This is a genomic window from Acidovorax sp. ST3, assembly GCF_003231145.1.
Classification (GTDB): domain Bacteria; phylum Pseudomonadota; class Gammaproteobacteria; order Burkholderiales; family Burkholderiaceae_C; genus Acidovorax.
The window spans coordinates 1-637 of sequence record NZ_QKVP01000066.1 but is presented as its reverse complement, the minus strand read 5'-3'; the positions used below and the strand labels follow the sequence as shown (position 1 = coordinate 637).

The window sequence follows — 637 nt, the reverse complement described above, 5'->3', positions numbered from 1 at the left end:
CCCCAGGATCAACAGGGCATAGATGCCGTCGGCCTGCAGATAGGTGTAGCGAACGACGTTGAAGTAAACGTAGTGGGCATAGAGCGTGAAGTAGTTGCGGCGGACGTTGTTGAACAACTCCCTCGTGGTGACGGGCTGCGCCCTGTCGGCATGGTCTTCGCCGTATACGAGCTCCTTGCGGTAGGCGGCCTCGACGCGCTGATTGCGGAACTGCAAGCCAGGCAGCTTGACGCCGGCCACCATCACCGCGACCGTACCGAACACACACCAGACCAGCGCCGCGATGACGAGCGGCTGCGGAATGGCTCCGACGATCGGCAGTTCAGTGATGTGCTGCTGCAGTTGAATGAGGACAGGCAGGAAGGCGATCAGGGTCATGATCGACTTGACGAACGTTGCACCCAGATCCTCCATGATCTGGGAAAAGCGCATGGTGTCTTCCTGGATACGCTGGGACGCACCTTCGATGTGGCGCAGCTTTTCCCAGTTGGCCATGAAATAGTCGTTCATCGCCGTGCGCCAGCGGAAGATCCAGTGCTGGACAACGAATGCGTTGATCACCTGCACGTTCATACCGAGCAGTGCCAGCCATGCGAAGCTGGCGACACCCCAGTAAAACTCGGCATTTGTCGACTGC

1 protein-coding gene is annotated in these 637 nt (G+C 58.9%); it reads right to left on the bottom strand.

What is annotated here, in order from left to right:
- The coding region (locus DNK89_RS23565; protein WP_304547783.1) for an SbmA/BacA-like family transporter at positions 1-637 on the bottom strand (637 nt) is incomplete at both ends.